Annotated in this window: 15 protein-coding genes; 5 read left to right on the top strand and 10 right to left on the bottom strand. The window is 71.0% G+C overall.

Features of this window, described 5'->3' with window-relative positions:
* Nucleotides 1-22: 22 nt before the first annotated feature.
* The 4 genes from ADK54_RS03285 to cynR form a co-directional block, all read right to left on the bottom strand.
* Complete coding sequence (locus tag ADK54_RS03285) at nucleotides 23-2,056, bottom strand: ATP-binding protein (RefSeq protein WP_053723959.1); 2,034 nt, start codon at nucleotides 2,054-2,056, stop codon at nucleotides 23-25.
* Between the two features lie 90 nt (nucleotides 2,057-2,146).
* Nucleotides 2,147-7,447 (bottom strand): pullulanase-type alpha-1,6-glucosidase, encoded by a 5,301-nt coding sequence (pulA, locus tag ADK54_RS03280; protein WP_053723958.1) that lies wholly within the window; start codon nucleotides 7,445-7,447, stop codon nucleotides 2,147-2,149.
* A gap of 125 nt (nucleotides 7,448-7,572) precedes the next feature.
* A complete protein-coding gene (locus ADK54_RS03275) occupies nucleotides 7,573-8,982 on the bottom strand; it encodes an alpha-amylase (RefSeq protein WP_053723957.1) in 1,410 nt (469 codons plus the stop codon).
* A 199-nt stretch (nucleotides 8,983-9,181) separates the two neighbouring features.
* On the bottom strand, nucleotides 9,182-10,075 hold the full coding sequence (cynR, locus tag ADK54_RS03270) for a transcriptional regulator CynR (RefSeq protein WP_053723956.1): 894 nt from the start codon (nucleotides 10,073-10,075) through the stop codon (nucleotides 9,182-9,184).
* A gap of 124 nt (nucleotides 10,076-10,199) precedes the next feature.
* Here cynR and ADK54_RS03265 point away from each other — a divergent pair, with 124 nt between their 5' ends.
* Together ADK54_RS03265 and cynS are read left to right on the top strand one after the other, a co-directional pair.
* Nucleotides 10,200-10,763, top strand: coding sequence for a carbonic anhydrase (locus ADK54_RS03265; RefSeq protein WP_053723955.1), 564 nt, complete (start codon nucleotides 10,200-10,202; stop codon nucleotides 10,761-10,763).
* A gap of 43 nt (nucleotides 10,764-10,806) precedes the next feature.
* The gene (gene cynS, locus ADK54_RS03260) at nucleotides 10,807-11,277 is read left to right on the top strand and encodes a cyanase (protein ID WP_053723954.1); all 471 of its coding nucleotides are present in this window, start codon (nucleotides 10,807-10,809) and stop codon (nucleotides 11,275-11,277) included.
* Between the two features lie 24 nt (nucleotides 11,278-11,301).
* On the opposite strand, the gene ADK54_RS03255 is transcribed toward cynS, so the two are convergent.
* The 5 genes from ADK54_RS03255 to ADK54_RS03235 form a co-directional block, all read right to left on the bottom strand.
* Nucleotides 11,302-12,351 (bottom strand): LacI family DNA-binding transcriptional regulator, encoded by a 1,050-nt coding sequence (locus ADK54_RS03255; RefSeq protein WP_053723953.1) that lies wholly within the window; start codon nucleotides 12,349-12,351, stop codon nucleotides 11,302-11,304.
* Nucleotides 12,336-13,985 (bottom strand): glycoside hydrolase family 13 protein, encoded by a 1,650-nt coding sequence (locus ADK54_RS03250; RefSeq protein ID WP_053723952.1) that lies wholly within the window; start codon nucleotides 13,983-13,985, stop codon nucleotides 12,336-12,338. Before ADK54_RS03250 ends, ADK54_RS03255 begins: the two co-directional genes overlap by 16 nt.
* A 76-nt stretch (nucleotides 13,986-14,061) precedes the next feature.
* Nucleotides 14,062-14,913, bottom strand: coding sequence for a sugar ABC transporter permease (locus ADK54_RS03245; protein ID WP_053723951.1), 852 nt, complete (start codon nucleotides 14,911-14,913; stop codon nucleotides 14,062-14,064).
* Nucleotides 14,914-14,920: 7 nt separating this feature from the next.
* Nucleotides 14,921-15,913: a carbohydrate ABC transporter permease gene (locus ADK54_RS03240; RefSeq protein WP_053723950.1), complete on the bottom strand. Its 993-nt coding sequence runs from the start codon at nucleotides 15,911-15,913 to the stop codon at nucleotides 14,921-14,923.
* An 81-nt stretch (nucleotides 15,914-15,994) separates the two neighbouring features.
* The gene (locus ADK54_RS03235; protein WP_053723949.1) at nucleotides 15,995-17,269 is read right to left on the bottom strand and encodes an extracellular solute-binding protein; all 1,275 of its coding nucleotides are present in this window, start codon (nucleotides 17,267-17,269) and stop codon (nucleotides 15,995-15,997) included.
* A 289-nt stretch (nucleotides 17,270-17,558) separates the two neighbouring features.
* Here ADK54_RS03235 and ADK54_RS03230 point away from each other — a divergent pair, with 289 nt between their 5' ends.
* From ADK54_RS03230 to ADK54_RS03220, 3 genes are all read left to right on the top strand, one after another.
* Nucleotides 17,559-19,163: a glycoside hydrolase family 13 protein gene (locus ADK54_RS03230; protein WP_053723948.1), complete on the top strand. Its 1,605-nt coding sequence runs from the start codon at nucleotides 17,559-17,561 to the stop codon at nucleotides 19,161-19,163.
* Nucleotides 19,164-19,188: 25 nt separating this feature from the next.
* Nucleotides 19,189-20,217 (top strand): LacI family DNA-binding transcriptional regulator, encoded by a 1,029-nt coding sequence (locus ADK54_RS03225; protein WP_053723998.1) that lies wholly within the window; start codon nucleotides 19,189-19,191, stop codon nucleotides 20,215-20,217.
* Nucleotides 20,218-20,319: 102 nt separating this feature from the next.
* Complete coding sequence (locus ADK54_RS03220; protein WP_078966093.1) at nucleotides 20,320-21,228, top strand: phosphatase PAP2 family protein; 909 nt, start codon at nucleotides 20,320-20,322, stop codon at nucleotides 21,226-21,228.
* A gap of 39 nt (nucleotides 21,229-21,267) precedes the next feature.
* On the opposite strand, the gene ADK54_RS03215 is transcribed toward ADK54_RS03220, so the two are convergent.
* On the bottom strand, nucleotides 21,268-24,261 hold the full coding sequence (locus tag ADK54_RS03215; RefSeq protein ID WP_053723997.1) for a bifunctional [glutamine synthetase] adenylyltransferase/[glutamine synthetase]-adenylyl-L-tyrosine phosphorylase: 2,994 nt from the start codon (nucleotides 24,259-24,261) through the stop codon (nucleotides 21,268-21,270).
* Nucleotides 24,262-24,324 lie beyond the last annotated feature (63 nt).

Raw genomic sequence — 24,324 nt, 5'->3', positions numbered from 1 at the left:
GGGCGGCCACACGCGGCTTTCGTCAACTCCCGTCCGGCGAGTCACCCTTGAGAGCCAGCGCGAGGCCGTCGTCGAGGCCGGTGGCCACGCCTCGGTCGAAGGCCGAGTCGAACGCCCCGTCGCCGAGCGCGGCGCGCGCCCGGCGCTCGCACTGCTCGCGCACTGCGGTCAGTTCCGGCGCGCCCATCTGCGCCTTGCCGACGGTGCGCCAGCACTCCTGGCCGACGCCGAGGAACAGCGCGCCGTCCTCGCCGTCGCCCTGCGCGGTGACGGCGCAGGCCAGCAGGTCCAGGCCGATCGCGATGCCGAAGCTGTCGTGCAGGAGGCGTTTGCCGGCCAGCATGGCACGGGCGTGGGCGGCGGCCTCGGCCGGCCGGTCCAGGGCGAGCGCGCTGACCGCCAGCATGTAGTCGGCGTACGCCCGCATCCAGCGCTCGCCCCGGGCCGCGCACTCGTCGCGAAGGAGCACGGCTTCGGCGGACGCCTCGGTGTGGCGGGCCAGGTTGGTGAGGGCGTAGATCCGGGCGAGTGCGCACAGCACGCGGCCCGCCGAGAAACCGGTGTCCTGGGCAAGGGCGGGGTCGATGATCGCGAGGGCCCGCTGGGGGTCGCCCGGCATGAGGACGCTGCCGCCGTACAAGTAGGCGGCGCGCAGCCGGAGTTCGGGGTCGGTGGCGGTCCGGGCGCACTCCTCGCCGAGCCGGTGCGCCATGACGAAGTCGCCCTGCAGGAAGGCGCACATGCCGAGCGCCCACACGGCGGTGGCCCGGTACGGCCCGGGGCCCGGGCAGCCGTCCAGGGCGCGTTGCAAATAGCCGCGGCCTTCGCGCAGGCGGCCGCAGCAGAACCAGACGAACCAGAGCGAGCCCGCCATGTCGAGGGCGGCTTCGGGGTCGGTCGCGAGGAGGTGTTCGAGCGCGGTGCGCAGATCGGCGTGCTCGGCCTCCAGTCGTGCGTACCGGTCGAGTTGGCCGGGGCCCATCCAGGCCGCGTCGGCCTCGTGGGCGATCCGGCGGAAGCGTCCGGCGTGCCGGTCGGCGACCTCGGAGCTCTCGCCGAGTTCGTCGAGCCAGCGCAGGCCGTACTCGCGGATGGTGTCCAGCATGCGGTGGCCGAACCGGCCGGAGGGTTCGAGCCGGGTGCGGACGACCGACTTGTCGATGAGGCCGGCCAGGACCTGTTCGACGGCGCACGCGGGCAGCGGGCCGCCCGCGCCGACGTCCTGGGCCGCGGCGAGGTCGAACTCGCCCGCGAACACGGAGAGCCGGGCCCACAGGAGCCGTTCGAGCGGTTCGCACAGCTCGTGGCTCCAGCCGATCGCGGTGCGCATGGTCTGGTGGCGGGGCAGCGCCGCGACCCGGGTGTCGGCGAGCACCTCGAAGCGGGAGCCGAGCCGGGTGGCGAGCTGCTCGACCGACCACAACCGCAGCCGGGCGCCCGCGAGTTCGAGGGCGAGCGGGATCCCGTCGAGGCGGCGGCAGACGTCGGCGGCGGCGGCCGCGCGGGCCGGGTCCTCGAAGCTGAGGTGGGGCACGGCCTCGGTGGCGCGTTCCTTGAACAGCGCCAGCGCCTCCACCGCGACGGGCAGCGGCTCCAGGGGGAAGACACGTTCCTGCGGTCGGCCGAGCGGCTGCCGACTGGTGGCGAGGACGGTGAGCCCCGGCGAGGTCTGCAGGAGCTCGCCGATCAGGTGGCCGCAGGCGCTGATCAGGTGTTCGCAGGTGTCGAGCACCAGGAGCGGGCGTTTGTCGGCGAGCCAGGAGCAGAGTGCCTCGCAGGCGGTGCGCAGGCTCTGGTCGAAGACGTCGAAGGCGTCGGCGACGGTGGCGGCGAGTAAGTTCCGGTCCCGCAGCGGCGACAGCTCCACCCACCAGACCCCGTCGGGGTAGCGGCGCTCGACGCGCCGGACGGTCCGCAGGGCGAGCCGGGATTTTCCGACCCCGCCGGGTCCCGTGACGGTCACGAGCCTGTGCCGCTCCAGGAGGCCGTCCAGGGTGGCCAGTTCGACCGACCGACCGATGAAACTCGTGCTCTCCGCAGGAAGATTCCCCACCACGGGCACAGTCTGGACCACAGTGCGGCCCTTGCCTCAACCCGCGGCGGGGAACAACCGATTCAGGTCACCGAACGACCCGGAATGATCGGTTCAGTGTTGCTTGAAGACCGCAACAGTACGGGCCGGGACTGTGAAGCTCCCCGAACTCTGATCGTATGTGGCCGTCTTCACCACCGGATCGGCCCCGCCCGCCTGGCGCGGGTGCAGCGCGTACGGGGTGCCCGCGAGGGCGGCCACCCGCTGCGTTTGAGCCTGCGGGGTCGCGTTGAAGACGACGACCAGCGGGCCGAGCCGCATGGTGATCACACCCGGGGTCTCGCTCGTGCCGGACAGCGGGAACGAGAGCGCCGACTGGACCTGGTCCGCCGTGGCGAGCCCGAACGCGCTCTCACTGCCCCGGATCGCGAGCAGGTCCTGGTAGGCGGCCGAGGTCGCGTTGATCTGGGCGCAGCCCGGGGTCAGCGAAGGATTCGCCAACAGAGGCTTGGCATAAGGCCACTTGGACTGGTTGTCGGCGGCCATCGGCAGCCCGCGCCCGAATCCGTTGCCCGCCCGGCAGTCCCAGTGCAGCGCGTTGAACCAGTCGCCGCTGTTGAACGAATTGCGGTCGAGCGACTTCGAGCGAAGCAGGTCGCTGCCCGCCTGGGACAGGGCCGGGCCCTGCGAGAGGGCCGCGGTCGCCAGCGCCAGGACCTGCATGCGGGAGCGGTCGGCGGCCGCGGTGCCCGCGGGCAGCTTGTAGGCGAGCGCGTCGTACAGCGACTCGTTGTCGTGGGCGTCCGCGTAGGCCAGCGCGTCGCCCGGGGCGGCCGCGTAGCCCGCCGGGGCCCCGTTGTAGTCGACCTCGGAGCCCTTGACGCTGCGGCCGGAGCTGTCGGTGAAGGTGTACGCGGCGAGGTTGCCGGTCAGGCCCACCTTGAGGAGGTCCTGGTAGTGCAGGAGACGGGCCTTCTGCTCGGCCGAAGTACCGTTCGCCGTCGAGGAGTTGGGGTCGGTGTAGAGCCCGGAGGCGAAGCCCTGGACGCCCGGGTCGGCGTCGAAGGGGCCCCCGCCGCGCACCGCGTCGCGGGCCCGGTCGGAGAACGTCGCGATGCCGGTGCCCGCCATGTTCTTCTGGGTGGCCTGCACGAAGCGGGCGTCGTCGGCGACCTCGCCGAAGTTCCAGCCCTCGCCGTACATGATGATCTTCTTGCCGTCGACGCCGTCCTTCGCGAGGGTCAGCGCGTCGAGCGCCCCCCGCACGGCCAGGATGTTGGCCTTCGGGTGGTGGCCCATGAGGTCGAAGCGGAACCCGTCGACCTTGTACTGCTTGGCCCAGGTCACCACCGAGTCGACGACGAGCTTGCCCATCATGGCGTTCTCGGGTGCGGTGTTGGCGCAGCAGGTGGAGTTGGCGACGCTGCCGTCGGGCATCAGCCGCTGGTAGTAGCCCGGCACGATCTTGTCGAGCACCGAGTCGTCGGCCTGCCCGCTCGCGGCGGTGTGGTTGTAGACGACGTCCATGACGGTGCGAAGGCCGGCGTTGCCAAGACCCTGAACCATCTGCCGGAACTCGACCGTGCGGCGGGTGCCGTCGGGGTCGCTGGCGTAGGAGCCCTCGGGGACGGTGTAGTGCAGCGGGTCGTAGCCCCAGTTGTACGCGTCCTTCGCGGCCGACTTGGCGACGCAGGCCTGCTGCTCCTCCGAGTCGGGCGCGTACACCTTCAAGTCACAGGCGGGTATGGCCTGTTCGGCCTTCTTCTCGGGAATGCCCGCGATGTCGAAGGCGGGCAGCAGATGGACGTAGGACGTGCCGGACCTGGCGAGCTGGGCGAGGTGCTTCATGCCGTCGGATGCGGTGTCGGTGAAGGCCAGGTACTGGCCGGGGTGGTGCGAGGTGGGGTCCGCGATGGAGAAGTCGCGTATGTGCAGCTCCTGGATCTGGGCGTCGCGCAGCGGCACGGCGGCCGGCTTCTTGAGCGTGGCCCAGCCCTTGGGGGCGAGCTTCGGGTCGGCGAGGTCGACGACCAGGCTGCGGGCCGAGTCGGCGGTGAGGGCGGTCGAGTACGGGTCGGTGACCAGGTTGGTGACGACCTTGTGCACGCTCGGCGCCCACACCTTCACGGCGTACCGGTACGGCTTGCCCGACCAGGACGCGGGCCCGGTCACCGACCAGACGCCGGAGGTGTCGTCCCGCCGCATCGCGACCGTGCGCCCGCCGAGTTCGAGGGACACCTGCTGTGCGGTCGGCGCCCACACGGAGAGGGTGGGGCGGCCGTGGTCGAAGACCGGGCCGAGCGAGGCCTTGGCGGCGGCGCCGCTGTACAGGTCGTCGAGGACGCCCTGGGTCTGGACGCCGGTCGCCGCGAGCAGCGCCCCGTTGGCGGCCCGCTGGGTCGCGATGAGCTGCCCCTTGAGGGACTCGCGGATACGGGACCGGTCGCGGGCGTCCACGGTGAACGCCGGATAGTCCTTGAGCTGCGGGAACTTGGCCTTCTGCGCATCGCTCAGCGCGGCGGGGGTGAGCCGCAGCCACTGGCCCTCTGTGGAGAGCGCGCCGTCCTTGACGGTGATGCCGCCGCCCGGCGCGTACACGAGTTGCTCGCTGGTCGCGTCGGTCGCCTTGACCTTCCACACGGCGGTGCTCCGGTCGATCCACTGCGCCTCGGACTTGCCGAGGTCGAGCGAGACGCCGGAATTCGCCTGCGGCAGCAGGTACTTGGGCTGTCCGGCGAGCAGCCACGCCTCGTTGCCGTAGGTGGCGAGGTCGAGGGACTGGTCGTCGGGCAGGTCCTTCTGGTCGCCCTTGTGCAGGATGTAGCTCAGCGAGGTCGCGCCCTTGGCGAGCGGCACCTCGAAGGTCACTCCGTACGCGTCGCGGCCGGTAGGCATCAGCGGCTTGGACCAGTCGGTGGGCGAGGCGGCGCCGGTCCAGGTGTGCAGCCCCCAGCCGTCGTAGTCGCCGTCGGGCCGGGAGTAGTGCAGGACCACCTTGGACTTGTCCTGCGGCGGGTGGGCGCCGGGTGGGGCCTGCTCGGACTGGCCGTCCTTGCCCTGCTCCACCCACACCTCGCCGGTGCGGCCGAGGTCGATGGTGCGCTGCGGCCCGTCGGCGGTGTCGCCCTTGGCGACGGTGTACGCGAGCGAGGAGGCACCCTGCGGGAGCTTGATCCAGGCGAAGGCGCCGTAGGCGTCCCGCCCGGTGAAGGCGGCGCTCAGGCCGTCGGCCTTCAGCTGCCAGCCGTCGTAGTCGCCGGCCGGGCGCCGGTAGTGCACGACGGCGTAGTCGCGCTCGACGGCCGTCGGCTTGGCGGGCGGCGGGTTCTGCCCCGCCGTCGTGGAGGCGAGTGCGCTCGCGGTGCGTCCTGCGCTGTCGACCACAACAGCCTTGTAGCGCACGGGAGTTCCGGCCACCAGGTCCAAGTACTGCGTGACTTTGTACGGGGCGTGGTCGGCGGAGCCGAGCGTCTGCCACTTTCCGTTGCCGCTCTGCGCGGCGAAGACGACCCGGTCGAGCTGTCCGCCAGTCACGTCGGCGGAGATTTCCACCGTGCCGGTGGCGCCGGGAGCGGGGGCCTTCAGGGTGATCGGCGGCTTGGCGGCGGGCGCGGGCAGCGGGGCCGCCGCCTTCAGGACCAGCGAGGACAGCGCGGGCACGGTCACCTCGACGGCGGCGTCCGAGCCACTGCGGGCCGTGCCCGAACCCCCGTACAGCACACCGAAGTCGGCGTCGGCGGAGCCGGTCGGCACGGAGACCGTCTTCGGCTCGGTCGCGTTGTTCACGGCCACGAGGTACTCGGTGCGGGTCCCCGCGTCCGTACGCGAGAAGGCGTAGACGGAGTCCTTGGCGTAGCGCTCGGTCTGGACGCCGTCGCGCAGCGCCGGGTTGGCCTTGGTGAGGCGGGAGAGGTCGGCGATGGTGCGGTAGAGCGGGTGCGTGGGGTCGTAGGCGTCCGAGGCGTGGGTGCGGTCGGTGCCCAGCTCGTCGTCGTCCAGGTAGTCGGGGACCTTCGAGGCGAACATGGTCTGGCGGGCGTCCTTGTCGCCGCCGGCGCCGGTGAAGCCCTGTTCGTCGCCGTAGTAGACGACCGGGTTGCCCCGGCTGAAGAACATCAGCTCATTGGCGAGGCGGTCGCGCTGGAGCAGCTCGGCGTCACTGGCCCCCGGATGGTCCTGCTTGAGGAAGGTGCCGATGCGGCCCATGTCGTGGTTGCCGAGGAAGGTGACCTGCTCGTAGGCGTTCGCCTTGTCGGTGGTGTAGCGGTAGTCGTCGGCGAACAGGGAGGCGAGCTTGGTGGCCGGGGCGCCCTGGGAGGCGTACTGGCGGGCCGCGCCTTGGAAGGGGAAGTCGAGGGTCGCGTCCAGGCGGCCCCGGGTGACGTACGGGGAGGTGACGGCGGGGTCGGCGGAGTAGGTCTCGCCGAACATGAAGAAGTCCGGGCGCCCCCGCTTCTTCGCGTACGCGTCGAGGGCGGTCGCCCACTGGGTCCAGAAGCCCAGGTCGACGTTCTTGACGGTGTCGATGCGGAAGCCGTCCACGGCGAAGTCGTGGACCCACTTCTCGTAGATCCGCTCCATGCCGGAGACGACCTCGGGCCGCTCGGTCCACAGGTCGTCGAGCCCGGAGAAGTCGCCGTACTCGGCGCTCTCACCGGCGAAGGTCGAGTCGCCCCGGTTGTGGTACATCGTCGGGTCGTTGAGCCAGGCCGGGACCTTCTTCTCCTTCACGACGGGCGTGTAGGGGAAGGAGTTCGCGTCGACCTTCTTCATGCCCGCACGGTCGTCGAAGGGGCGACCGCTGGTGTCGAGGTAGGGGTAGGCGCCCTTGGGCCGGTAGCCGTACTGCTTCTCGGCGTAGTCGACGGTGTCGGCGGTGTGGTTGGTGATGACGTCGAAGAAGACCTTCATGCCCTTGGCGTGGGCGCCCGCGATGAGCCCGGCGAGGTCGGCGTTGGTGCCGAAGTGCGGGTCGACCTGAGTGAAGTCGGTGATCCAGTACCCGTGGTAGCCGGCCGAGGCGTCCTTGCCGGTGCCCTGCACGGGCTTGTTCTTGAAGATCGGGGCGAGCCAGATGGCGGTGGTCCCGAGCCCCTTGATGTAGTCGAGCTTCTGGGTGAGCCCCTTGAGGTCGCCGCCCTGGTAGAACCCCTTGTCGGTGGGGTCGTACCCGGTGTCGAGCCGCGAGCCGGTGAGTCCACCGCGATCGTTGGAGGTGTCCCCGTTGGCGAACCGGTCCGGGAGCACGAAGTAGAACTGCTCCCGGGTCGCGTCGTGCCGGGCCGGCTCGGCGGCGAGCCGCGCGTCACTGGGCGGCGCGGGCGGCTTCGGCGCGGCCGTGGCGGGCAGCGCGGGCACGAGCGCCGCACACAGGGCGGCCGCGAGCGCGACGGCCGTTCTTCGCAGGGGGATCACCGGGTGCTCCTCAGTCGTACGGGGTTCTCGGCATTCGGGGTGGAACGGCGGGGCCGCCCGGCACCCGGCGGGGCGGGAGGGGGCGCCGGGCGGCACGGTTCTCGGGGATGGAGCTAGCTCATGGGTTAACTACCGCTGCATGTACGGGAGTTGACCTGAAGGGCGAGGGCCGTGTTGGCGCCGAGCGTGGCGGTGAACTGTCCGGCCGAGTCAACCGTCACGCCCTTTTTGCTCTGCACGTCGCAGTACGCTCCGGCCGGCAGCGAGGTCTGGAAGGTGCGGGTCAGCGCGGACGGCTCGTGGTTGATGGCGACGTACGCCTTGGCACCGCGGCCGAAGGCGATCTGGTTGTTGCCGTTGTCCCACCAGTCGGTGACCGACTGGCCGCGCGCGGTGTTGTGGAAGGCGACCATGCTCTGGATCTCGGGCCACTTGTGCTGGCACTTCCAGCCGTCCGTCCAGCATGCGTTGACGGTGCCGCCGTTCGGCGGGCCCGCGTCGTTGTCGGTGAACTCGTATCCGGAGTGGACGTCGGGCGAGCCGTAGGGCCAGGCCAGCATGAAGACGTTGGCGAGGGTGTAGTTCGCGCCGTCCTTGTAGGTGAGGGTGGAGCCGTTGCGCTCGGTGTCCCAGTTGTCGACGAACACCCCGGCCTGGCTGCTGGGCAGATAGCCCCAGGCCTCGCCGAAGTTCTTGAGGTAGGCGAGCTTCTCGGAGGTGAAGACCCGCTTGAGGTCGCGCCCGTACCGGAACTCCTGGACGTCTCCGTTCGGCAGGTATTCGGTGGGCTGGACCGCCTCGCCCGCGCCGTAGATGACCTCCTGCTTCAAGTAGGCCGAGGGGTTGGTCAGTTGGGCCTTGATGGCGCCGATGTCCTCGGTGGCGATGTGCTTGGCGGCGTCGATGCGCAGCCCGTCCACGCCGAGCGAGAGCAGGTCGTTGAGGTACTGGGCGATGCGGGTGCGGACGTACGGCTCGTTGGTGTCGAGGTCGGCGAGCCCGACGAGCTCGCAGTGCTGCACGTTCCAGCGGTCGCTGTAGTTGCTGACCTGGCTGGTGCAGTCGTCCATGTCCTGGGACTGGTAGATCCCGGGGTAGTTGTACTTGGTGTACGAGGACCCGCCGGTGCCGGTGCCGGAGCCGGCGGCCATGTGGTTGATGACCGCGTCGGCCACGACCTTCACCCCGGCCGCGTGGCAGGCGTCGACCATGTTCTTGAAGGACGTGCGGTCGCCGAGCCGGCCGGCGATCTTGTAGCTGACCGGCTGGTACGAGGTCCACCACTGACTGCCCTGGACGTGCTCGGTGGCGGGCGACACCTCGACGTAGCCGTAACCGGCCGGGCCCAGGGTGTCCTTGCACTCCTTGGCGACCGAGTCGTACTTCCACTCGAAGAGCTCGGCGGTGACGTCCCGGTCACCGGGGGCCGAGGCGACGGCGGTGGGGACGCCGGGCGCGGCAAGGAAGGCCGCCGAGACGGCCGTGACGAAGGCGAGAGTTGCTGCGGTTCTCGATATCCGGTTGGGGGGCTTCATGGGGGGCGGGTCCTCCTGCGGCTCTGAGGGAGGCGATTCAGCGTGGCTTGAATGTTCTTGCAGCAAGACTGAAAGCGCTTCTGAGCAGGTGACCGTAGGAGGGCGTAAGGATCAGGTCAATGGTTTGGGCAGAATCCGGAGCGTGAGATTGCTCGTCTGCAAGGAGTTGCGCGGCACGTGAGCGTGGCGCGATCGGGAGTCAGGCGGGGGCGTAGCCCCGGGCGCGGACGAGGTCCTGGGTGAGCCGGGTGAACTCCCGGGCGGCGGCGCTGCGGTACGCGCTCTCGCGGCGCAGCAGGGCGACCGTGCGGGCGGGCAGGGGCGGATCGAGCGCGACGGGCGCCAGGTACGGGTGGTCGTGCGTGACGGCGTCGGGCAGGACGGTGGCGAGCACGGTGCGGCGCACGATCTCGGTCAGCGCCTGGATGGAGTTGGCCTCGACGGCGATGCTCGGGGTGACGCGATGGTGGCCGAGATAGGCGTCGATGTGACCCCGGGTCGCGAAGTCGCCGCTCAGCAGGGCGAGTTGACGCCCCGCCAGCTCGTGCACGGTGAGCGCTCCCTCCGGGCCCGGGGCTCCGACGACGAGACCGAGGGTCTCGGTGAACAGGGCCGTCGCCTCGATGCCGGGCAGGTGCGGGCCGTCGAAGGCGATGCCGAGGTCGAGTTCGTCGGCGAGCAGCCCGGCCTCGATGCGGTCCTGCGCCAACTCCCTTACGTCCAGGGTGATCGAGGGGTGCCGGGTGTGCAGTTCCGCGACGAGGGGGCCGACCAGGTACGCGGTGAAGGTCGGGGTCACCGCGAGGCGCAGGCTGCCGCGCGAGAGGTCGGCGATGTCCAGGACGGCACGCTCGGCGGCGGCCAGGTCCCGCAGGGCGCGCCGCGCGTAGTGGGCGTAGGTCTCCCCCGCGTCCGTGAGCCGGACCGAGCGGCCGGTGCGGTCGAGGAGCTGGACGCCGACCGCGCGCTCCAGCTGCTTGATCTGCTGGGACAGGGTGGGCTGGGAGATCCGCAGCTCTTCGGCGGCGCGGGTGAAGTTGCCCTGCTCGGCGACGGCGAGCAGGTAGCGCAGATGACGCAGTTCCGGGGCCATGGATTCAACTATAGATGTGGTCGATAGTAGACATCGAAATTGCGTCTTGGACGCTATAGCAGCTGGTCATGCATGGTGGATCTCGTCAGCCCCTCGGGGCCGGCCACCACCGAAGGGAGTGACCATGCAAAACCTCGCCGAGGGCGTCGCACAGTTCCAGCGCGGCGTCTTCCCCGCCAAGGCGGACCTCTTCGCCCACCTCGCCGCCACCCACCGCCCCAAGACGCTGTTCATCAGCTGCTCGGACGCCCGGGTGGTCCCCGAACTGATCACCCAGAGCGAGCCGGGCGAGCTCTTCGTGATCCGCACGGCAGGGAACCTGGTGCCCGCCCACACCCCGGGCCCGGACGGTGTCGCGGCCAGCATCGAGTACGCCGTCGCCGTCCTCGGCGTCAGCGACGTCGTGGTCTGCGGCCACTCCGCCTGCGGCGCGATGACCGCGCTCGCCGAGCACCACGACCTCTCCGGCATGCCCGCCATCGCCGACTGGCTGCGGCACGCGGACGCGGCCCCGGCCCGCGCGGCCGCCGTGGACCTTGCCGCCCTGGTGCGCGGCAACGTACGGGCCCAGCTCGCGAACCTCGCGACGCACCCCTCGGTGGCCCGCGCCCTGACCGAACACCGGCTCACGCTGCACGGCTGGGTCTACGACATCCCGACCGGCACGGTCGAGCGACTCGACGCCTGACCAGCCCCCCCTCAACTGACCTAACCCTCGAAGGAGTTACCCCATGACCCACGCCACGTTCGACACCACCGCCCGTCAGGCCATCGCCACCGCCGCCGTCGAGGCGAAGGTCCGCAAGGACCTGTCGTGGCAGCAGATCGCGGATGTCGCGGGCCTCTCGGTCGCCTTCGTCACCGCGGCCGTGCTCGGCCAGCACCCGCTGCCCACCGAGTCCGCGCGGGCCGTCGCCGCCCTGCTCGACCTCGACGACGACGCGGCGCTGCTCCTGACCACCATCCCGAGCCGCGGCTCGATCCCGGGCGGCATCCCCACCGACCCGACGATCTACCGTTTCTACGAGATGCTCCAGGTGTACGGCACGACGCTGAAGGCCCTGGTGCACGAGCAGTTCGGGGACGGCATCATCAGCGCGATCAACTTCAAGCTGGACGTGAAGAAGGTCGCCGACCCCGAGGGCGGCGAGCGGGCCGTGATCACCCTGGACGGCAAGTACCTGCCGACCAAGCCGTTCTGACCCGGCCCGGGGGTGGCCGCAGGGTCACCCCCGCACCCCCGCCGTGGACCCCCGTACCACCAGCTCCGGCTGGAAGACGAACTCCGTTCGCTGGACGGGGGTTCCGGTGATTTCCTCCAGGAGGGCCGACACCGCGGCCGCCGCCATCGCCTGTACCGGCTGGCGCACCGTGGTCAGCGGCGGGTCCGTGAAGGCAATGAGCTGGGAGTCGTCGAAGCCCACCACCGAGACGTCGCCCGGCACGTCGAGGCCGCGTTCGCGGGCCGCGCGCACCACTCCGAGGGCCATCATGTCGCTGCCGCAGACGATGCCCGTACAGCCCTGGCCGAGCAGCGCGCCCGCGGCGACCTGGCCGCCCTCCACGCTGTAGAGAGTGGGCTTGGTGTAAGCCGCCGCCTCCTCCTCGCGCAGCCCGAGGCGCTCGCCGAGGGCCGCCGCGAATCCCTCGGTCTTGCGGCGGGACGGCGAGTACCGCAGCGGTCCGACCGCGAGCCCGATCCGGGTGTGCCCGAGGTCGGCCAGGTGCCCCACCGCCATCCGGATCGCCGCGTGGTCGTCGAGGGAGACGAAGGGGCCCCGGATCGCCTCGTTGTACCCGTTGACCAGCACGTACGGCACGCCCCGCTCGGCCAGGGCCAGATAGCGGGCCGGGTCGGCGGAGGTGTCCGCGTGCAGGCCGGACAGGAACACGATGCCGTTGACACCGCGCTCCTCCAACTGCTCGACGAGCTCGTCCTCCGTTGCCCCGCCCGGCAGTTGGGTGCACAGCACGGGCGTGTAGCCGTGACCCGCGAGGACCTGTTCCACCGCCTGCGCGAAGGCGGGGAAGATCGGATTGGTCAGCTCCGGGGTGACCAGGCCGATCAGCCCCTCGCTGCGCCGGCGCAGCCGGGCCGGGCGCTCCCAGCCGAGCACGTCCAGGGCCGCGAGCACGCGCTGCCGGGTGGCGTCGGCGACCCCGGGCCTGCCGTTGAGCACGCGGCTGACGGTGGCCTCGCTGACGGCGGCCTGGGCCGCTATCTCCGCGAGGCGCGGCCCGGCCTGCTGCGCGGCATGGCTCACACCGTCCACCACACCGTCGTGTCGGCAGGGAGCTCGAACTGCCCGTCCACTACGGCCAGTTGGGCGCTCGCCAGGACGACGCGGCCGGGCGTCGGCAGCGAGACAGGCTCCCCCGTCAGGTTCACCGTGCACACGAAGCCCTCGCGGGCGAAGGCGAGCACGCCCTCGGGGGCGTCCAGCCACTCCACGTCGTCCCCGGCGCCGAGGCCCGGGTGGGCGCGGCGGGCAGCGATGGCCCTGCGGTAGAGCTCAAGCGTGGAGTCCGCGTCGCCGGTCTGCGCCTCGACGCTGAGCCCACCCCACGAGCCGGGCTGCGGGAGCCAGCTGCCGCCGCTGCCGAACCCGTACGAGCTGCCTTCGACGGTCCACGGGATCGGGACGCGGCAGCCGTCGCGGAAGCCGTCCTGGCCGGCCGCGCGGAAGAACGACGGGTCCTGGCGCACCTCGTCGGGCAGGTCGGTGACGTCGGGAAGCCCGAGCTCCTCGCCCTGGTAGACGTACGCCGAGCCGGGCAGGGCGAGCATCAGGAGGGTGGCCGCGCGGGCCCGGCGCAGGCCGAGCTCGCGGTCGCCCGGGGTGCGCAGCTGGGTGCCGAGGCCCTGCGGGTTGGCGAAGCGGGTGGCGTGCCGGGTGACGTCGTGGTTGGACAGGACCCAGGTGGCCGGGGCACCGACCGGGCGCATCGCGGCGAGCGAGACGTCGATGACCTCGCGCAGTGCCGCCGCGTCCCAAGGGGCGCCCAGGTACTGGAAGTTGAAGGCCTGGTGGAGTTCGTCGGGGCGCACGTAGTTCGCGGTCCGCTCGACCGTGGGCGTCCACGCCTCGGCGACCGCGATGCGCTCGCCGTCGTACTCGTCGAGGATGGTCCGCCACGAGCGGTAGATCTCGTGGACGCCCTCCTGGTCGAAGAACGGCATGATGTCGTTGCCGAGCAGCTTGAGCTGGTCGTGGCCGCCGATGTCGGGCAGCCCTGGCGCCTTGACGAGGCCGTGCGCGACGTCGATGCGGAAGCCGTCGACGCCCATGTCGAGCCAGAAGCGCAGGATGGAGCGGAACTCGTCGGCGACGGCCGGGTGGTCCCAGTTCAGGTCGGGCTGCTCGGGGGCGAAGAGGTGCAGGTACCACTCGCCGTCCTCGGTGCGGGTCCAGGCGGGCCCGCCGAAGATGGACTCCCAGTCGTTGGGCGGGAGTTCGCCGTCCGCGCCCTTGCCGGGGCGGAAGTGGTAGCGGGCCCGCAGCGGCGAGCCCGGGCCGTCCTTGAGGGCGCGCTTGAACCACTCGTGCTGGTCGGAGGAATGGTTCGGTACGAGGTCGACGATGATGCGCAGGCCCAGCTCGTGCGCGTCGCGGATCAGCGCGTCCGCGTCGAGGAGGGTGCCGAACATCGGGTCGATGGCCCGGTAGTCGGCGACGTCGTAGCCGGCGTCGGCCTGCGGGGACGCGTAGAAGGGGGAGAGCCAGACGGCGTCGACGCCGAGGTCGCGCAGGTACGGCAGCCGGCCGCGCACGCCTTCGAGGTCGCCCATGCCGTCGCCGTTGCCGTCGGCGAAGCTGCGCGGATAGACCTGGTAGATCACGGCGTCCCGCCACCACTGCGTGCCGGTCTTCCCGGTGAGGCGGTCGGGGGCGGTGAAGTGCTGGGTCATGTCGTCCTTAAGGGGGGTCTGGGGGCGTAAACCCCCGAGCCTTCGCTGTTCTTCGGGAGCCGGGGCGAGGCCCGGCTCAACCCTTGGTGGCACCCGCGGTCATGCCGGTGACCAGGTGCTTCTGCACGAGGTAGAACACGGCGGAGACGGGGATGGCGATGAGTACGGCGGTGGCGGCCATGTAGTTCCACTGGGCGTCGTGCTGGCTGACGAAGCTGAACAGGCCCACGGCGAGCGTGTACTTGCCGTCGTCGAGCATGAACGTGGAGGCGAACGCCACCTCGCCCCACGCGGTGAGGCAGGTGTAGAAGGCGGCGACCGCCAGGCCCGGGCGTGCCAGCGGCAGGATGAGCCGGAAGAAGGTGCCGAACGGGGTGAGGCCGTCGACCCGGCCCGCCTCGTCGATCTCGATGGGGATCGAGTCGAAGTACCCCTTGAGCATCCACGCGCAGTACGGCACGGCGGTGGAGCAGTACACCAGGATCAGGCCGCCGTAGGTGTCGATGAGGCCGAGGTCGCCGAGGATCTGGTACATCGGCACGATCAGTACGGCGATCGGGAACATCTGGGTGACGAGCAGCACCCACATCAGCTTCTTGTAGCCGGGGAAGCGCATCCGGGACACCGCGTAGCCGGTGGTGGCCGCGAACATCACGCCGATGACGCAGGTCAGGCCGGCGATCAGGGCGGTGTTGCCGAGCCAGGTGAAGAACCTGGTGTGCTCGGTGACGAACGCGTAGTTGGAGAAGGAGAGCTTCGACCAGATCCGGTCGGGGTGCAGGTAGTCGTCCTTGTCCGGGCCGAGCGAGATGAAGACCAGCCAGACGATCGGGAAGAGGGCGACGAGGCCGGCGACGCTCAGCGCCAGGTGCGACAGGACGGCGGTGCGGCGCCGGGCGTGGTCCCGGGAAACGACCTTGGTAGCCATGGGGGCATCAGACCTGTTCATTGCGGGCCAGCCAGCGCCGGTAGAAGGAGGTGAAGACGATCAGGATGGAGAGCAGCAGCACGCCGTAGGTGGCGGACTGCGCGAAGTCGCGGGGCTGCTGTCCGAAGCCGAGCCGGTAGGCCCAGGTGACCAGGATCTGGGCGTCCGGAGCGCCGCCGTTGCCGAAGAGCAGGAAGATGATCACGAACTGGTTGAACGTCCAGATGATGCCGAGCAGTACGACCGTGGCGCTGACCGGACGAAGACCCGGCAGGGTCACGTGGCGGAAGCGCTGCCAGGCGCTCGCGCCGTCCATCTCGGCGGCCTCGTACAGCTCAGCGGGGATCGTCTGGAGGCCGCCGAGCAGCGAGATCATCATGAAGGGCACGCCGACCCAGGTGTTGACGAGGATCGCGGCGAGCTGCTGGAAGTGCGGCTCCTCCAGCCACTGGGGCTGCGGCAGGTGGAGCGTGCCGAGTACGGAGTTCACGATGCCCGAGTCGCTGAGCATCAGGCGCCAGGAGAAGACGGTCACGAAGGTGGGGACCGCCCAGGGCAGGATCAGCACCATCCGGTAGAAGGTGCGGCCGCGCAGCTTCTGGTTGAGCAGCAGCGCGAGCGAGAGCCCGATGACGTAGTGCAGGGTCACACAGGCGACCGTCCACACGATCGTCCAGATGAAGTGCGACCAGAACCGGTCCCAGGCGGTCGGCCCCCACAGGACGTCCGCGTAGTTGTGCAGCCCGACGAACTCGTAGGTGGCGGCGATGTGGTTGGCGCCGATGGTGCGCGCCGAGTTGAGGCTGTTGGCGTCGGTGAGCGTGTAGTAGAAACCCTGGACGAGCGGATAGAGCACGAGCACGCCGAGCACGACGACGATCGGCGCGACCATCGCGTACGCGTACCAGTGCTTCTGCCAGGACTGCCTGAGGCGCTCCAGCGGCCCCCGGCGCGCCTTGGCCGCGCTCTTGGGGGCCGCGCCATCGACGGCAACGGTCATCTCGACACCTTTTCCGGGAAGTTCGGCGGACGTGCGTGCCGCCGGGCCGTCCCCTGGGGGGGAACGGCCCGGCGGCGGGGCTCACTTGGTGAAGTCGGGGACCAGCTTGGCCATGTCCTGCTGGAGGCTCTTGGTGGCGTCGGCCACGGACTCCTTGCCGTCGGCGACCTTCGGCAGCGTGGTGTCCATCGGGGTCCACAGCGAGCTGTACTCGGGCAGCTCGGGGCGCGGCTGGGCGGCGGCCAGGACGCCCTGGAAGCCGGCGATGCCCGGGTCGGCCTTGACCTGCGCGGTGTAGGCGTCCTCGCGGGTGGGCAGCGTGGAGTTCTTCAGCGCGATGGTCTCCTGGCTCTTGGCCGAGGTCATGAAGCCCACGAACTTCATCGCGGCGGCCGCGTGCGCCTTGTCGGAGCCCGCGTACACGGACAGGTTGTGGCCGCCGGTCGGGGCGCCCGCCTTGCCGGCCGAGCCGGCCGGGACGGTGGCGATGCCGAGGTTGGCCTTGTCCTTGAACGCGGAGCCCTTGTAGAAGTTGGTGATCTCCCACGGGCCCTGGACGATGGCGGCGACCTTGCCGTTCACGAAGGCGTCCTGGATGTGGGCGTACGCGTCGGCGGTGACGTCCGCCTTGTGCAGGCCGGGGCCGTCGAACAGGCCCTTCCAGGTCTCAAGTCCCTTGACTGCGGGGGCACTTGCGATGGTGACCTTCTTGGCGGCGGCGTCGACCGTGTCGGTGCCCTCGCCGTACAGGAACGGCTGCGCGTAGTACCCGGCGGTGGAGCCCCAGTAGCCGTCGACGCCGGCCTTCTGCTTGACGAGGGCGGCGTCCGCCTTCAGCTCGTCCCAGGTGGCGGGGGCCTTGGTGATGCCGGCCTGGGCGAAGAGTGCCTTGTTGTAGACGAGGGCCAGGGTGTCGGTGACCAGCGGGACACCGTAGGTCTTGCCGTCGAACTGGGCCTGCTTGATCAGGTTCGGCCGGAACTTGGCCTGGTCGGCGAGGGCCTCGGTGCCGTCCAGCGGCAGGAAGTAGCCCTTCTTGGCGAACGCGGGCGTCCAGCCGACCTCGGCGCGCAGCACGTCCGGGGCGCCCTTGGCGCCGGCGGCGGTGTCGAACTTGTTCTGCGCCTGGTCGAAGGCGACGTTGACGTACTTCACCTTGATCGTCGGGTTCGCCTTCTCGAACTCCGTGACCAGCGCCTGGTACGTGGGCGCCTCGTTCGTGGCGTTCGAGGTGTCCCACCAGGTGATGGTGACGGGGCCGTCCGCCTTGCCGCCGTCACTGTCGCTGCCACCGCAGGCCGTCGCCGCGAGCGCGAGGGTCGCCGCGAGCGCGGTGGCCGCTATGCCACGTCGCATGAGAACTCCTTCACTGGGTGCCGCTCCATCACGGCGCCGGATCGCCAGGAACGTAACAAGGATGAAAGGAGTCCGAAAGACCTTGCGAAGAATTTCTGCAAGGCCGGGTGATCGTTACGTCAGCGTGTCCGCACGGTTGCCGTTGTGCGCCTTGTCAAAGCCGGTGCGCCTGGTCCATGTGCGCCTGCGGAGACGTTGCAAGGGTTCCGCAAGACCTTGCAAGGCTGTTACTTTTCGAGGGCCATCGGCGTTGATCCCGTAGATGCAGGGTTTTCGAGAGGGACCACACATGACGCAGGAACTGACGACGGCCGCCGTCGCCCAGGAGCCCCCCGCCCCCCGGGCCGGCTGGTGGCGCGACGCCGTGATCTACCAGGTGTACGTACGCTCCTTCGCGGACGGCGACGGCGACGGCATCGGCGACCTGCCCGGCATCACCGCCCGCCTCCCCCACGTGAAGGACCTGGGCGCGGACGCGGTCTGGCTCACCCCCTTCTATCTGTCGCCGCAGGCGGACGGCGGCTACGACGTGGCCGACTACCGGACGGTGGACCCGCTCTTCGGCTCGCTGTCCGACGCGGACGACCTGGTGCGCGAGGCCCACCGGCTCGGCCTGCGCGTCATCGTCGACGTCGTCCCCAACCACACCTCCGACCAGCACCCCTGGTTCCGCGCGGCGCTCGCCGGCAGCCCCGAGCGCGCGCGCTACCACTTCCGCCCCGGCAGGGGCGCGGACGGCCAACTCCCGCCCAACGACTGGGAGTCGGTGTTCGGCGGGCCCGCCTGGACGCAGGCCCCCGACGGCGACTGGTACCTGCACCTGTTCGCGCCCGAGCAGCCCGACCTCGACTGGGACCACCCCGAGGTGCGCGCCGAATTCGACTCGGTGCTCCGCTTCTGGCTGGACCTCGGCGTCGACGGCTTCCGCATCGACGTCGCCCACGGCATGGTCAAGGCGGCGGGCCTGCCCGACATCGGCGCGAGCGAGCAGGCCAAGCTCATCGGCAGCCAGGTGCTCCCCTTCTTCGACCAGGACGGCGTCCACGAGATCCACCGCGCCTGGCGCGAGCTGCTCGACGGCTACGACGGCGAGCGCATCGCGGTCGCCGAGGCCTGGGCCCCCTCCCCCGAGCGCCTCGCCCTGTACGTACGCCCCGACGAACTGCACCAGGCCTTCAACTTCCAGTTCCTCAACTGCAGTTGGGACGCGGATCAGATGCGCGAGACGGTCGACGCCTCGCTCGCCGCGACCGGCGCGGTCGGCGCCCCCACGACGTGGGTGCTCTCCAACCATGACGTCGTGCGCCATGTCACCCGCTACGGCGGCGGCGAACAGGGCCTGCGCCGGGCCCGCGCCGCGGCCCTGTTCACCCTGGCCCTGCCGGGCTCCGCCTACCTCTACCAAGGGGAGGAGCTCGGCCTGCCCGAGGTCACCGACCTGCCCGACGAGCTGCGCCAGGACCCCGCCTTCCACCGCGCGGCCGGCCAGGACGGCTTCCGCGACGGCTGCCGCGTCCCGATCCCGTGGACGGCGGACGGACCCAGCTACGGATTCGGCGAGGCGGCGCCCTGGCTCCCGCAGCCCGACTCGTGGCGCGGGCTCAGCGTCGCCTCCCAGTCGGGAGACCCGCACTCGACCCTGGAGCTCTACCGCGCGGCGCTCGCCCTGCGCCGCGAGCTGCCGGGCCTCGGCGACGGCGCGATGGACTGGATCGCGGCGCCACAGGGCGTGCTCGCCTTCGCCCGGCCGGGCTTCGTCTGCACCCTCAACACCCTGGGCCACGAGGTCCAACTCCCGCTCCCCGGGCAGCCGCTGCTCACCAGCGGCGCCGTCGAGTTCGACGGCGCGAACGCCCTGCTGCCGGCCGAATCCGCGGTCTGGTGGGCAATCTGACGTGCGACCGGTACAGTCCAATCCCGTGACCGCACGGCTCGCCGACATCGCAGCCCAGGCGGGGGTCAGCGAAGCCACAGTCAGCCGCGTGCTCAACGGCAAGCCCGGTGTGGCCGCGGGCACCCGTGAATCCGTTCTCGCCGCACTCGACGTGCTGGGCTACGAGCGGCCCGTACGACTGCGCCGCCGCAGCGCGGGGCTCGTCGGCCTGATAACGCCGGAACTGGAAAACCCGATCTTTCCCGCCCTCGCCCAGGTCATCGGCCAGTCGCTGACCCGGCAGGGATACACGCCGGTGCTCGCCACCCAGACGCCCGGCGGATCCACCGAGGACGAGCTCACCGAGATGCTGGTGGACCGGGGCGTCTCCGGGATCATCTTCGTCTCCGGGCTGCACGCGGACACCACCGCCGACATGGAGCGCTACGAGCAGCTGCGTGCCCAGGGCGTCCCGTACGTCCTGGTGGACGGCTTCTCGCCGAAGGTGCAGGCGCCGTTCATCTCCCCCGACGACCGGGCCGCGATGCGCCTCGCGGTCACCCACCTCGCGGCGCTCGGCCACACCCGGATCGGCCTGGCGGTCGGCCCCAAGCGGTTCGTTCCCGTCCTGCGCAAGATCGAGGGCTTCACGGCCGGCATGCAGGACCGGCTCGGGCTGACGACCGCCGAGGCCGAGTCACTGATCCAGCACTCGCTGTACACGCTGGAGGGCGGCCAGGCCGCGGCCTCCGCGCTCATCGCGCAGGGCTGCACCGCGGTGGTGTGCGCCAGCGACATGATGGCGCTCGGCGCGATCAGGGCCGCGCGTCAGGCGGGCCTGGAGGTGCCCCGCGATGTCTCCGTGGTGGGCTTCGACGACTCTCCGCTGATAGCGTTCACCGACCCGCCGCTGACCACCATCCGCAAGCCGGTGACCGCGATGGGTCAGGCAGCCGTCCGCGCCCTCCTCGAAGAGGTCGGGGGCACGCCCGCCCCGCACAGCGAGTTCGTGTTCATGCCCGAGCTCGTCGTACGCGGTTCAACCTCCGGAGCCAGACCCCGAAGCCGACCCTGACGTACGCCGGGAAACGTCGTCCTCAGGGAGTAGCAGGTGCGGAGCGAACCCGACCGGAGGATGATCGGCGGAGGGTATGTGCATCTGGCAGACTCTCTTCTCATGGGTGAAATGACCGTGAAGACTCTGGAAGGCCGGACGGCCGCTCCAACGAACGAGCCGTCGGCCTCACCCAACAGCACCGAACCAGGACGAACCGGATTTTCCGCCCGATTGAGGGGTGTGCGCTCGCCGCGCCGCCCCCGCATCTGGTTCGAAGTGCTTCTGATCGCGGTGAGTTACTGGGTGTACTCACTGATCCGCAACGCGGTGCCGGAACAGAAGGCGCAGGCGCTCAAGAACGCCGACTGGATCTGGAGCGTCGAGCACCACCTCGGCATCGCGGTGGAGCAGTCGGTCAACCACGCCGTGAATTCGGTGACATGGCTCATCGTCGGCATGAACTACTACTACGCGACACTGCACTTCATCATCACCATCGGTGTTCTGGTGTGGCTGTTCCGTAGTCACCCGGGCCGCTACGCGGCGTCACGGCTCGTACTCTTCGCGACGACGGGCGTGGCCCTGGTCGGCTACTACTTCTTCCCGCTCGCACCGCCCCGCCTGATGAACGGCGGGGGCTTCGTCGACACGGTCCTGGTGCACCACACCTGGGGCTCGATGGCCTCGGGCGACCTGAAGAACATGTCGAACCAGTACGCGGCGATGCCGTCCATGCACATCGGGTGGTCGACCTGGTGCGGCCTGACGATCTTCGCGCTGGCGTCCGCGCCCTGGGCGAAGATCCTGGGCCTGCTGTACCCGACGGCCACGCTGGTGGTGATCGTCTCCACGGCGAACCACTTCTGGCTGGACGCGGTGGGCGGCCTGCTCTGCCTGACCTTCGGCTTCCTGGTCTCGCGCACCTGGTACGGCGCCCTGCCGCGTCAGCTGCCCCGGCTGGTGGAGCCCAAGCGAGGGGGCTCTGTTCCTCGGCGCCGGGAACCGAAACCGAGCGCGTCCCGCGTATAAGGGGTCTGGGGGCAGAACCCCCAGCGACCCCGCCGCGCGCTAGAGGTGCGCCCCGTAGAACAACTCCTCCACCACCGCCCGCGCCCTGCGCGTGAGCCGCCGATAGTCCTCCAGCATGTCCCCGACGTGCCCCGGCTCGTACCCCAGGTAACGGCCGACCGCCGCCAGCTCCCGCCCGTCGGAGGGGAACGTGTCCCCGGCCCGGCCCCGCACCAGCATGACGCCGTTGCGCACCCGTGTGGCCAGCACCCACGCCTCGTCCAGTATCGACGCGTCCTCGGTGCCGATGAGCCCGGCCGCGTGCGCGGCGGCCAGGGCCTGTCGGGTACGGGTCGTCCGCAGGCCGGGCTCGTCCCAGCCGTGCCGCATCTGGAGGAGCTGGACCGTCCACTCGACGTCGGACAGGCCGCCCCGGCCGAGCTTGGTGTGCAGGGTGGGGTCGGCGCCGCGCGGCATCCGCTCGGACTCCATGCGGGCCTTGAGGCGGCGGATCTCGCGCACCGCGTCGTCGCCGAGGCCCTCCACCGGGTACCGCAGCGGGTCGATCAGGTCGATGAAGCGCGCCCCGAGGTCGGCGTCGCCCGCCATCACCTCGGCGCGCAGCAGCGCCTGGCTCTCCCAGACCAGCGACCAGCGCCGGTAGTACGCCTCGTACGACTTGAGCGAGCGGACCAGCGGCCCGGACTTGCCCTCCGGCCTCAGGTCGGCGTCGATCAGCAACGGCGGGTCTGCGGTGGGGAGTTGGAGGAGTCGGCGCATCTCAGCGACGACGCGGTTGGCAGCACTCGCGGCCTCCTGCTCGTCGACGCCCTCGCGGGGCTCGTGCACGAACAGGACGTCCGCGTCCGAGCCGTAGCTCAGCTCGTGGCCGCCGAAGCGGCCCATGCCGATGACCGCGAACCGGGTGGGCAGGGTGTCGCCCCACTCGGCCCGCACGGCGGCGCGCAAGGCACCCGCGAGGGTGGCCGCGTTCAGGTCGGTGACCGCGTTGCCGACCCGGTCGACGAGCGCGCCCGGGTCCTCCTCGGCGGGGCTGTCCTCGGTCCCGTACGAGCCGATGAGGTCGCCCGCGGTGGTGCGGAACAGTTCGCGGCGGCGCACCCCGCGGGCGGCGGCGACCGCGCCCTCGGCGGTCTCGGCGCGGCCGACCGCGGCGAGGACCTCCTGCTCCAGGTGGTCCCGGCCGCGCGGTACGAGCCCGTCCGGGTCGCCCAGGATGGCGACCGCCTCGGGGGCGCGGAGCAGCAGGTCGGGGGCGAGCCGGCCGGCCGACAGGACGCGGGCCAGGTTCTCGGCGGCGGCGCCCTCGTCGCGCAGGAGCCGCAGGTACCAGGGGGTCTTGCCGAGCGCGTCGGAGACCTTGCGGAAGCCGAGCAGTCCGGCGTCCGGGTCGGCGGAGTCCGCGAACCAGCCCAACAGGACGGGCAGCAGGGTGCGTTGGATGGCGGCCTTGCGGCTCACCCCGGAGGACAGCGCCTCCAGGTGGCGCAGGGCGGCCGCCGGGTCGGCGTAGCCGAGCGCTTCGAGGCGGTGGGCGGCCGCGCGGGCGCTGAGCCGGGTCTCTCCGGGCGCGAGCTGCGCGACGGCGTCCAGGAGCGGCCGGTAGAAGAGCTTCTCGTGCAGGCGGCGCACGACGGACGCGTGCCGCTTCCACTCCTTGTTGAGGCTGACGACCGGCTCGGTGCGCAGGCCGAGCGAGCGGCCGAGCCGGCGCAGATCGGCCTCGTCCTCGGGCACGAGGTGGGTGCGGCGCAGCCGGTAGAGCTGTATGCGGTGCTCCATGGCGCGCAGGAAGCGGTACGCCTCGTCCATCTGCGCGGCGTCCGCGCGGCCCACATAGCCGCCGGCGGCGAGCGCCGCGAGCGCGTCCAGGGTGGTGCCGCTGTGCAGGGTGGCGTCGCTGCGGCCGTGCACCAACTGGAGGAGCTGGACGGCGAATTCGACGTCGCGAAGGCCGCCGGGGCCGAGCTTGATCTCGCGCTCGACCTGGGCGGCGGGGATGTTGTCGACGACCCGGCGCCGCATCTTCTGCACGTCGGCGACGAAGTTGTCCCGCTCGGCCGCCTGCCACACCAGCGGTGAGACGGCCTCGACGTAGTCCTGGCCGAGCTCGGGGTCGCCCGCGACCGGCCGGGCCTTGAGCAGCGCCTGGAACTCCCAGGTCTTGGCCCAGCGCTGGTAGTAGGCGAGGTGGCTGGAGAGCGTGCGCACCAGTGGGCCGTTGCGGCCCTCGGGGCGCAGGTTGGCGTCGACGGGCCAGATGACGCCCTCGACGGTGGTCTCGGAGCAGATCCGCATGAGGTGGGCGGCGAGCCGGGAGGCGGCCCGCATCGCCTTGCCCTCGTCGACGCCGTTGGCCGGTTCGGCCACGAAGATCACGTCGACGTCGGAGACGTAGTTGAGCTCGTGCCCTCCGCACTTGCCCATCGCGATCACCGCGAGCCGGCACTGGGCGGCGTCGGCGGGGGCCGCGGTGCGGGCGATGGCGAGCGCGGCGCGCAGGGTGGCGGTGGCGAGGTCGGCGAGCTCGGCGGCGGTCTCGGCGATGTCGGTGGTCCCGCACACGTCACGGGCCGCTATGGCGAGCAGGCACCGCCGGTAGGCGACGCGCAGCGTCACGGGGTCGGTGGCCTCGGCCAGGCCCCGCTCGAACTCGGCGACCCCGGGGTGCAGGTCCGCCGCCTCGTAGGTGACCAGGGCGTGCCAGTCGCGGGGGTGGCGGGCCAGGTGGTCGCCGAGCGCCTCGGAGGCGCCGAGCACCCCGAGCAGCCGGTCGCGCAGCGGCTTCGCGGTGACCAGGGTGTCCAGCAGGGCGCGCCGCTCGTCGGCGTCCTGCGCCTCCACGATGCGGACGAGCCCGAGCAGCGCCAGATCGGGGTCTGCGGTGGCGCCGAGCGCGTCCAGGAGCACCGGGTCGGACCGTACGGGGGCGAGCTCTGGGGTCTCCAGTAGCCGCTCGGAGGCCGAGGGGTCGGTGAAGCCATGCCGCAGCAGCCGCGTGAAGGTACTGCTCCTGCGCCCCGGCACCGTCATCTGGCCGCCTCCCACGTGTACGTACGCCCGCACGCCCGGCCGGGGGTTCCCGGAACCGGCCCA

This window comes from Streptomyces sp. WM6378, assembly GCF_001279695.1.
Lineage (GTDB): Bacteria > Actinomycetota > Actinomycetes > Streptomycetales > Streptomycetaceae > Streptomyces.
Note: the sequence above shows the minus strand (reverse complement) of the source record. Positions and strands in the feature narration are given on the sequence as shown.

Excerpts from the sequence above, each read along its gene's own strand:
- ADK54_RS03220 (WP_078966093.1), top strand. The coding sequence starts at position 20,320 with ATGGGTGAAATGACCGTGAAGACTCTGGAAGGCCGGACGGCCGCTCCA.
- ADK54_RS03275 (WP_053723957.1), bottom strand. The coding sequence starts at position 8,982 with ATGAAGCCCCCCAACCGGATATCGAGAACCGCAGCAACTCTCGCCTTC.
- ADK54_RS03215 (WP_053723997.1), bottom strand. The coding sequence starts at position 24,261 with ATGACGGTGCCGGGGCGCAGGAGCAGTACCTTCACGCGGCTGCTGCGG.
- ADK54_RS03250 (WP_053723952.1), bottom strand. The coding sequence starts at position 13,985 with ATGACCCAGCACTTCACCGCCCCCGACCGCCTCACCGGGAAGACCGGC.
- cynS (WP_053723954.1), top strand. The coding sequence starts at position 10,807 with ATGACCCACGCCACGTTCGACACCACCGCCCGTCAGGCCATCGCCACC.
- ADK54_RS03245 (WP_053723951.1), bottom strand. The coding sequence starts at position 14,913 with ATGGCTACCAAGGTCGTTTCCCGGGACCACGCCCGGCGCCGCACCGCC.
- ADK54_RS03230 (WP_053723948.1), top strand. The coding sequence starts at position 17,559 with ATGACGCAGGAACTGACGACGGCCGCCGTCGCCCAGGAGCCCCCCGCC.
- ADK54_RS03265 (WP_053723955.1), top strand. The coding sequence starts at position 10,200 with ATGCAAAACCTCGCCGAGGGCGTCGCACAGTTCCAGCGCGGCGTCTTC.
- ADK54_RS03240 (WP_053723950.1), bottom strand. The coding sequence starts at position 15,913 with ATGACCGTTGCCGTCGATGGCGCGGCCCCCAAGAGCGCGGCCAAGGCG.
- ADK54_RS03235 (WP_053723949.1), bottom strand. The coding sequence starts at position 17,269 with ATGCGACGTGGCATAGCGGCCACCGCGCTCGCGGCGACCCTCGCGCTC.
- cynR (WP_053723956.1), bottom strand. The coding sequence starts at position 10,075 with ATGGCCCCGGAACTGCGTCATCTGCGCTACCTGCTCGCCGTCGCCGAG.